Genomic DNA, 8,194 nt, shown 5'->3' on the forward strand with positions numbered 1-8,194 from the left:
ATTTTCTGTGTTACTGAACGGTGTGGCATTAGGATATTGGAGTAGCCGATGGTCCCCCCTGCGGGGCGGAAGCTGACAAGGCGTCAGCTCGCTGTACTGGAACGAATCGATCGCCGCGTTCCGATCAAGGTCATCGCGCAGGATCTGGGTGTATCGGAAACCCGGATCAATCAGCATGTCCGCGCCCTCAAGGATTTCTATAGTGTCGACAGCCTCAACGAGCTGGTCGAGTGCTATCGTGCCGAATACGGTTCGAGCGAAGAGAAGGCAGCGGAAGTAGCGCCGTACTTCAGCGAATCTGCATACAGGAAAAGTCAGCTCGCCGACGCGGGCTTCGCGAAGGAAAAGTCGGCCCGGGTCGATCCGGGCGAGATCATTCTGAGCGACGTCATGCCGCTTGGAGGTCTTACGCCATGGCAAATGGCAACAGAGCCCCGTGTCGTCCCCGGGATGCTCGACGGCAACAATGCCGTCCTTATCCGCCTTGCAGCGATCGTCGGGATCGCATTCGGGATATTGGCTGCTGTGGTGCTGATGGTCACCGCTGCGCTGACGCTGAGCGAGGCGATGGACGGCAAGGCGCAGGTCCCCGAGGATTATTATCAGCCTGCCGATTGAGCCCGGCAGGCCTGGAGACTTCGGATGTCCGATCGTATTGTCAGCGACGCATATAATATCAAGAAACTGGTCCGCGAAGCAGAGGCGCTGGCCGATGAATCGATGATCGCTTTCGCAAAGCTCAAGCATGCCATGCTTGCCGCACGGCAAAATCCTGAAGTCGGGGTTGATGCGGGCCAGCGTGCACTGATGCGGCTGAGCGAAGCGGAACGGCAGGCGATGGCGATGTCGACCAACCTCCTGCGCGTCCATGACGAACTGAGCCGTCTCGCGCGGGTCTATGCTGGGCCCGAGGAGAATGTGCCGACCGAGCTGCCCGAGGTGGCCATTGCCGATACCCGCGCATCCGAGCTCGCACATTCCTAGGCTCTGTCCGGTCCGATGCTAGACGTTATTCTCGCATATCGGGGAGAAGCACAGACTACTGCTGCTTGGCTGATCTGTCTCGCCGCCCTCAAATGGGGCGGCGGGCCGGAGCGCGCGATCGCGTTGATCTGGCTCGCCGTCTTCGAGCTTGGCCATCGCGGGTACCACCTGTTGTGGAACCCGATTTTCCAGGTCGACCGTTTCGATACCTATCATGCGATGCAGGACCTGGTCGTGCTGTTAGGCTTCGTCATGGTCGCGCTGCGGGCAAACCGGATGTACCCGCTCTGGATCGCAGCATTCCAGCTGATCGCCTTTAGCGCGCATCTTGCGCGAGGAATTGCCGACCAGATCACCCCCATTGCCTATGCCGCGCTTGTGATCGGGCCGTCCTACTTCCAGCTTGGCCTGATCGCAGGTGGGCTGGCCTTGCATATGAGGCGTGTCCGCAAGAGCGGCCCCTATCGTGACTGGACACAGGGGAGCGGGAACGTCGGCTGGCAGGCGTTTCTTTCCATGCCAGGGCGGCGCGCATGATCGCGGCGCAAGGGCTGGTGCCGCTGAATCTGGATGCTGGCCGCGCGCGGATGCAACTGGCCGCGATGATGGCGTATTTGCATCAGATCCTCGCTACGAAGCGCGTCGATGAGGAGCAATTCCACGCGATCTTTCTTGATGCCGGGCGCGGGTATCTCGACGATTGCCGAATGGGGGCAGGGCATGCCGCGCATATGCCAATCAGGCTGCGCGAGCTCTTTGCCAAGGCGCTTTCGCTGGGTGCGCGCGGGATAATCGTGGCGCACAACCATCCTTCAGGCGATTGTCACCCGAGCGAGTGCGATATCGCGGCAACGCGCCGATTGGCAGAAATTGGCCGTGCACTCGATATCGAATTGCTGGATCACCTGATCGTCACTCCAGAGAAAGTCTATTCGATGCGGGCAGGGGGCAAGCTGTGAGTAGTTTGCCTGCTGCCTGCCCATGTCCGCTGGGCGAAGATATGATCCCGCGCTTCATTGAAGCGGGCGATGTCACGCTCGACCTGCTGCACCGTGACGGAAGAGTTGAGGACAGCTGGCTCCGCCTCCACCCTCGCGAGTTCGAACTGCTGTGGCGATTGGCGCAGACACCGGGCGAGCGGCTGAGCCGAAAGCAGCTGCTGGCAGAAGTCTGGCGGCTTGAGCAGGAACCCGGGACTAACAGCCTTGCGGTGCATGTTGCGCGTGTTCGCAGCAAACTCGCTAGCTTCGGGATGGATCAAATGCTGGTGACGCATCCGGACGGGGGATATTTGCTGGATGCTCCGCCGGGCCCAAGCGCTTTCAAGTTCCGGCGCGTGTCGCTCGACTCGCAATAGCAGTAGCTGGACAGGCGCCACCGCATCGGCCAACCTGCCGGTTCAATCTGCAATCCAGAAGGCAGGGCAATTTATGCAGGACAACGACCGGATCTCGATCGAATTGGGCAGCGACGGTGTGGCGCAGGTGCGCTTTACCCGACCGGACAAGATGAACGCGCTCGATCAGGCCCAGTTCGATGCGATCATCGCGGCCGGGCGCGCGCTTCACAACATGAAGGGGCTGCGCGTGGTCGTGCTCGCTGGCGAGGGGCGCGCATTCTGCGCTGGCCTCGACCTGTCGAATTTCGCCCGCAAGCCGAGCCCTGACGAGCCCGAGCTGACCGAGCGAACGCATGGCAATGCAAATCGTGCGCAGCAGGCCGCACTGCTATGGCGCAAGCTGCCGGTTCCAGTGATCGCCGCGGTGCATGGCGTGTGCTTCGGCGGCGGCCTGCAGATCGCCAGCGGCGCGGACATCCGCGTTGTCCATCCCGATACCCGTATGTCGATCATGGAACTCAAGTGGGGCCTGGTGCCTGACATGGCAGGCTATGCCCTGTGGCGCGGGCTGGTGCGCGACGATGTGCTGCGCGAGTTGGTCTATACCAATCGCGAATTCACCGGGGCCGAAGCGCAGGGATTTGGCCTTGCCACCCATGTCGATGTGGATCCGGTGGCGCGCGCTACCGCCATCGCCAGCGAGATCGCGAACCGCAACCCGCACGCGATCCGTGCTGCGAAGCGGCTTCACGCCGGCATGATTGAGCGCAGTACCGATGCCATCCTGCTTGAGGAAAGCATCGAGCAGCACGCGATCATGCGTTCGAAGAATCAGGTCGAAGCGGTGATGGCAGGAATGGAAAAGCGCGCGCCCCGGTTCGAGGACGTCTAAGCTCTCTACCAGTGCCGGTTGCGCGGTCTTCAGCCGAAGATCGCGGCCGATTGCATGCCGTCCAGCATCTGCTTGCCCGCGCTGTTCCACAGTCGCAGCCGTTCCGAAGAATAGCCGTCGTCGGCATGCTGGCTGGCGTTCTCAGAGACCCACCAGCCGCTTTCGGTCGATGGCGTGGTGTCGAGCAGGTTGAAGCTCCAGTTGATCGAGCTGATCGGGCCCTGTCGCCGCATTGCGCGCATTGCGCCGGGCGGCAGCACATCGCCCATCAGCACCAGCTCGCTGATAGGATCGAGCCCTGAAACATCCTTCAGGCGCGCCCAGCGGCGCACGACCGGGGCGCCCGGGCCGCTGGTATCCTGCGCCCGACGGAGCTCGAAATTGTTGGCGATGAAACCGGGGCCCCTGTCGGTCGGCATTACTTCGCATTCCTCGGGCGGCGGCGGAAAATCCGCAGGTATCGTGGCGGCATGCACGGCGTTCGCTTCGCGGGGTTCAGCGAACAGCAGAAATGTGGTGAGCGCGAGCTGGCCTTCGCAACGGATCTCGCTGCGTAGCTGGGTCACATTGCGGCCTTGACGCACGATCTCGGCGCTCAGTTCCACCGTTTCGCCGACCGGGGCAACAAATCCGATCTGTGCCGCGCGCAGCGGCGGCAGGCCGGGAAATGCGCGAATCGCCTGTGTGAAGGCGATCAGGGCCGATGCGCCGCCATACAGCGTGCGGCCCTGCATCCAATTGGCTGCGCCGGGGAGGGTGAAGATGCCCGGTTTGCCGGTAATCGGCTCGATCAATGCGGAAACACTCATGGCGCGTTCCCTGTCGTTTTTGCATGCCTTCGTCCAGCATGACGTTACGGAAAGTATCAATGCGATTGCCTTTGGGATCGTGAATCGCTAGTGCGCCGGCTCCCCGTTCGAGAGGGCGGGGCGAGGCCCGATGGCGGAGTGGTTACGCAGAGGACTGCAAATCCTTGCACGCCGGTTCGATTCCGGCTCGGGCCTCCACTTCGTTTTGGCGCATGATGGCGTTGCGGCAGGCCCGCGGTGCGATTATGGGCCACAGGCGAGAGTGCCGCTTTAGCTCAGTTGGTAGAGCACATCATTCGTAATGATGGGGCCACTGGTTCGAGTCCAGTAAGCGGCACCACCTTTTCAATAAGTTAGATGAATTTCCCTGCTGGCCCGTTTGGCCGGATTGGAATTTGGCAGCGTTTTGACCGCAGATACGAAAAGAGCGGGAAGCCATGTTGGAGGCGATTAACCCTCTGACTTCCCGCTCAGCCTAAAGCCCTGCTCTCGACAGGGATTCGGTTATGGCGTGAGTGTAATCACGCTCCATGCTCCTAGATGGCGCACAGCGATGTCTCGATACCCAGCCCGCATGTTTGATTGTGGCGGCGCAGGTGATGAATAGATTTGCGAATACCTATATCCTCACTACTGTAGATTGATGACTGGGTAAAAGCTGTCAGCGGTCCCTTTGCATCAGATCCGAGCGTTATTAGGGCCGGAGCTGATGACGAGATACATTCGATGACAACTCTTTCGCCAGCATTCACAACGATCCTATTGATGACTGCCATGCTTGCTGGTTGCGGCGGAGGCTCTGGGACGTCGAACAACTCTGGCGACCCAACATCATCACCTACGCCGTCACCTGCTCCTTCGCCATTCGTTGAACTCAGGTTTGATTATGAGGTCCACCGCTTTGCCACAAGCGATAGGGTCCCAGAATATACCTACGCAGGTGTTACCTACCCCGCAGCCGTTGCGGACATCTTCCCGCAAGGAAGTCTGTCAGCTGACTTTCAAAAGGATGGGTACCCAGAGTTAGTCATCCCCCTCAACAAAGCCTATGGAACTCCGGCTTACGCAGCGCTGCCGTATGTTCTCCTGTCCAACTCGACTGGACACCTGAGCTATAACGCGCCGCTCAACGCTCAATTGCCTTCTGTTTTCGGAGCACGCAGATCGGCCATCCTATCGGTCGCCGGACAACCTTCGGCTTTCTTCGTCGCCCACAACGTATCGGGCGTTTATAATGAGCCGAATGCTCATGGTACGGCCGTGCTGTTGGGACAAAGAGATAACGTGATAGGCCGTATCTCAACCGCCATCCCGCGCATCACGACTAATCCAGACCGCCCCGATGACGCCACAGACGCCCACTCAATGGCGACAGGCGACATCAATGGCGATGGCCTAGACGACATTGCGATCGGCAACTGGAACCCGTTTGGTGGTTTTGCTCCGCTGTTCCTTATCCAGCAGGAGGGTGGGAATTTCAGGATTGCGGACGACACATTTCTGGAGCGCCTTCTTCAAACTCCGATGGTGAATTCTGGGTCGACTAGCAATGAAGGATTTAACCTCCTACTCGATCTTCACTTGGCGGACGTTAACGCAGACGGCTTTGCTGACCTTATCGCTGGCTTTGGGCACGGATCGGCCTACAGTCTATTTTTTATAAACAACAATGGCTCTTTTGATTTTGACCAGCAAGTGCGCTTGCCGCCAACCGTCTACGGGGTGGATGCAAACATGCATTTGGAAACGAGAAGCGTTGATCTGGACAACGATGGCGACCTTGATTTGGTGCTCCTACACTCGAGGATCTCGCCCTACTACGCGGGGACCTACCTACAGGTCTTGAGGAATGATCGGGGCCAATTCGCCGATGTGACGCCGAGCGCCGTGGTCCAAGAGGATAGATATGTCCGCGCGAACCGCCTCGAATGGACTTCTGACCTCTTTCTGCGCGATATCGATCGAGACGGTAAGGTCGATATCATTCACGGGCTGTACGATGGGCGCCTTGCTGTATTCTTCAACCAAGGTTCGATGAGGTTTGGTAAGCTGACTGCATCGCTACCAAACAACGAGAACGGTCGCCTCCTTGCGGTGGATGATTTTGATAAGGACGGCGGTTACGAGCTCGCCTATTATCAGTATGGAGGCTCTGCGTCTGAGAAGGCCTACTTCATTAATATCTACAATTTGGCCTTCTCAAAGCCATGAGATCGTTCGGGGGCCGAAGCGCATCTCCGTTGTTTGCCAATCCAAGCACCTAGCAGTCGAGCAGTTTGACTTTGATCCTTCAGTTAATTCTCGCGGCGCAAGTAGCGATCGTGCCAGCAGGCGAAGAGTTCACCTGTACGCCCACGCGCGTGTGGGACGGTGATGGTCCGATATGGTGTGAGGAAGGTCCCCGTATACGGCTTGCCGGCATCGCAGCGCGCGAGATGGATGGGACATGCCGTTCAAACCAGCCTTGCCCCGATGCAAGCGCTGAGGAAGCTCGAGACGCACTCGCCAACCTTGTCGGCAAACAAACGGGACGCAGTCCCGAGGGCCATGTGATGGTAACGGGGCCAGCCATGCGTTGTATTTCCGATGGCGATGGCGTTGGCAACCGTACAGCAGCGTGGTGCGTTTCACCGAAAGGCGGAGACCTATCATGCGCAATGGTGGCTGGCCACTGGGCCTTACGCTGGGATCACTTTTGGAGAACTCATAGATGCAATTAATGGGAAACGTGGTGCAGAAAAGGTATGCCGAAATCACTTCTTAACGAAGTAACGTGCCCACCTCAGGGTGAGGAGATTGGGGGTCCTTTACAGCTGGTCTGCTTCGAGTTTATCGCCCAAAAAAGTTGGCTGAATACAGTTACGATGAGCGCACGAACGGAGGCCTCTAGACTAAGAGGCGAAGCTCTAGGTTTCTATTCCGCGATTTCGATCATGACTTCGTTTCGCCGCATGAATGGAAGTGTCCAGGGATCGTTATAGAACGCATAGACAGGCTCACCACTCGGGCTGAGACCTTTCTGCTGAATATAATCTTGCAATTGCTCAGTGTGTCTATCGAGCGCATCCTCATCAGCAAAACCTGAAAATTGGATTGCTGCTAAACGTTTCGAGGGGACCTCAATCAATTCAACTTCCGGACTCACCGGCCTCGGAAGCGTTTCCATCGTATATTCTGAAGGCATTACAAACCGGACTTTCCACGCATTGCCATCGAGCTTCTGCGTAACCGGAGCAGTCATCGCAATCTTCTCACTAGGCTGCTGCGTAACGGGAGCAGTCATCGCCACTTTTTCAGATGCCAAATTATTGCCGAAGATATAGTTCGCGATAATACGAAACCCGCGCCCGATAGCCTGTTCGCGTTCCCCTTCAACATTTGCTTCTGCAACGATCATGGATTCATAGTGACGGACCTCGATCTGACCGTCTTTGGCGAGAATCTCGTAATCGGGAGTTTCGACATTGCTTGCCACAAGGCTCCATACAATGGCTGCCGAAAACACAACACCCGTCGCCGCAAGGGGCAAGATCCAATACCATCTCATACAATCTAGACTATCTGGTTTAGGCCTTGAATCCAATATCCGCTTTTGGGTCGTTAGCGGACTGTCTGCTGTCAGTCTGAGCATCCGCCCTGGCGGCGCGATCTAAAATAGATCCCAAAATTCGATTCAGTAAGGAAACGCCATGGGCAGAACCACTCGCAACGCGGAAGGCCACAGAAGGACCCGCCAAGCGACTGACCTTCGGCCGCTGGAATTTGATCTGGATCAATGAACCTAGCCCAGAGATGGTGTAATCAGTCACTGCGACCCGAAGGACTGGCATTGCCAGTTCCTCAACTATAGCCCCGAGCGGACTGTCCCAATGCAATGCCTGCTCGGGGTCTTTATTTCAGCCGCAGTTAAGCCGCGCAGCCCTAGCCTGCCCCCATGAATGACAACTACGACACGCTGGTGGAAGGTCCGCGCCATGCGGAGGCTCTGGCCTTGCTCACTGAATTGACCGTCATCCTCGACAATGCCGCGAAGTTAGGCTTGGAGCGGATAGACAGCGAAGGCGATAACGTCTTCGACTGACCGGCCCCCACTGAGTGGTCCGTGTTGATTGTTAGTGCAAGATTGTCTCCGGCGCCATGGCTGTCCGGAGGTGGAGCGTAGCGGAACCG

11 protein-coding genes and 2 tRNA genes are annotated in these 8,194 nt (G+C 58.0%); 10 read left to right on the top strand and 3 right to left on the bottom strand.

All coding sequences use genetic code 11. The annotated features are described in order from the left end of the window. The first annotated feature begins 48 nt into the window (after positions 1–48). The 6 genes from VRS74_RS10255 (at position 49) to VRS74_RS10280 (ending at position 3,215) form a co-directional block, all read left to right on the top strand. Positions 49–618, top strand: coding sequence for a hypothetical protein (locus VRS74_RS10255; protein ID WP_354145166.1), 570 nt, complete (start codon positions 49–51; stop codon positions 616–618). Between the two features lie 24 nt (positions 619–642). Continuing rightward, the gene (locus tag VRS74_RS10260; protein WP_354145167.1) at positions 643–984 is read left to right on the top strand and encodes a hypothetical protein; all 342 of its coding nucleotides are present in this window, start codon (positions 643–645) and stop codon (positions 982–984) included. A gap of 15 nt (positions 985–999) precedes the next feature. Beyond that, the gene (locus tag VRS74_RS10265) at positions 1,000–1,521 is read left to right on the top strand and encodes a hypothetical protein (RefSeq protein ID WP_354145168.1); all 522 of its coding nucleotides are present in this window, start codon (positions 1,000–1,002) and stop codon (positions 1,519–1,521) included. Next, positions 1,518–1,943 (top strand): JAB domain-containing protein, encoded by a 426-nt coding sequence (locus VRS74_RS10270; protein WP_354145169.1) that lies wholly within the window; start codon positions 1,518–1,520, stop codon positions 1,941–1,943. Before VRS74_RS10265 ends, VRS74_RS10270 begins: the two co-directional genes overlap by 4 nt. Before the next feature lie 41 nt (positions 1,944–1,984). Beyond that, positions 1,985–2,341: a winged helix-turn-helix domain-containing protein gene (locus VRS74_RS10275; RefSeq protein WP_354145170.1), complete on the top strand. Its 357-nt coding sequence runs from the start codon at positions 1,985–1,987 to the stop codon at positions 2,339–2,341. A gap of 73 nt (positions 2,342–2,414) precedes the next feature. Further along, a complete protein-coding gene (locus VRS74_RS10280; RefSeq protein ID WP_354145171.1) occupies positions 2,415–3,215 on the top strand; it encodes a crotonase/enoyl-CoA hydratase family protein in 801 nt (266 codons plus the stop codon). A gap of 29 nt (positions 3,216–3,244) precedes the next feature. Here VRS74_RS10280 and VRS74_RS10285 read toward each other — a convergent pair whose 3' ends face one another. Continuing rightward, positions 3,245–4,024 carry an acyl-CoA thioesterase gene (locus tag VRS74_RS10285; RefSeq protein WP_354145172.1) on the bottom strand — a complete coding sequence of 260 codons (780 nt, stop codon included), beginning with the start codon at positions 4,022–4,024 and terminating at the stop codon, positions 3,245–3,247. 124 nt (positions 4,025–4,148) lie between these two features. Between VRS74_RS10285 and VRS74_RS10290 the strand changes: the two genes are divergently transcribed. Continuing rightward, positions 4,149–4,222, top strand: a tRNA-Cys gene (locus VRS74_RS10290). Between the two features lie 66 nt (positions 4,223–4,288). After that, positions 4,289–4,364: transfer RNA gene (locus VRS74_RS10295), tRNA-Thr, on the top strand. A 196-nt stretch (positions 4,365–4,560) separates the two neighbouring features. Here VRS74_RS10295 and VRS74_RS10300 read toward each other — a convergent pair. Then, complete coding sequence (locus VRS74_RS10300) at positions 4,561–4,800, bottom strand: hypothetical protein (protein ID WP_354145173.1); 240 nt, start codon at positions 4,798–4,800, stop codon at positions 4,561–4,563. Here VRS74_RS10300 and VRS74_RS10305 point away from each other — a divergent pair. Next, on the top strand, positions 4,790–6,235 hold the full coding sequence (locus VRS74_RS10305) for an FG-GAP-like repeat-containing protein (RefSeq protein WP_354145174.1): 1,446 nt from the start codon (positions 4,790–4,792) through the stop codon (positions 6,233–6,235). The two genes, VRS74_RS10300 and VRS74_RS10305, sit on opposite strands and share 11 nt — an antisense overlap. Positions 6,236–6,938: 703 nt before the next feature. Here VRS74_RS10305 and VRS74_RS10310 read toward each other — a convergent pair. Beyond that, entirely contained in the window at positions 6,939–7,499 is a 561-nt protein-coding gene (locus tag VRS74_RS10310) for an SOUL family heme-binding protein (protein ID WP_354145175.1), read from the bottom strand. A gap of 459 nt (positions 7,500–7,958) precedes the next feature. Between VRS74_RS10310 and VRS74_RS10315 the strand changes: the two genes are divergently transcribed. Beyond that, a complete protein-coding gene (locus VRS74_RS10315) occupies positions 7,959–8,105 on the top strand; it encodes a hypothetical protein (RefSeq protein ID WP_354145176.1) in 147 nt (48 codons plus the stop codon). Positions 8,106–8,194 lie beyond the last annotated feature (89 nt).

Origin of the sequence: Altererythrobacter litoralis, from assembly GCF_036324225.1 — a bacterium.
Taxonomy (GTDB): domain Bacteria; phylum Pseudomonadota; class Alphaproteobacteria; order Sphingomonadales; family Sphingomonadaceae; genus Erythrobacter; species Erythrobacter litoralis_A.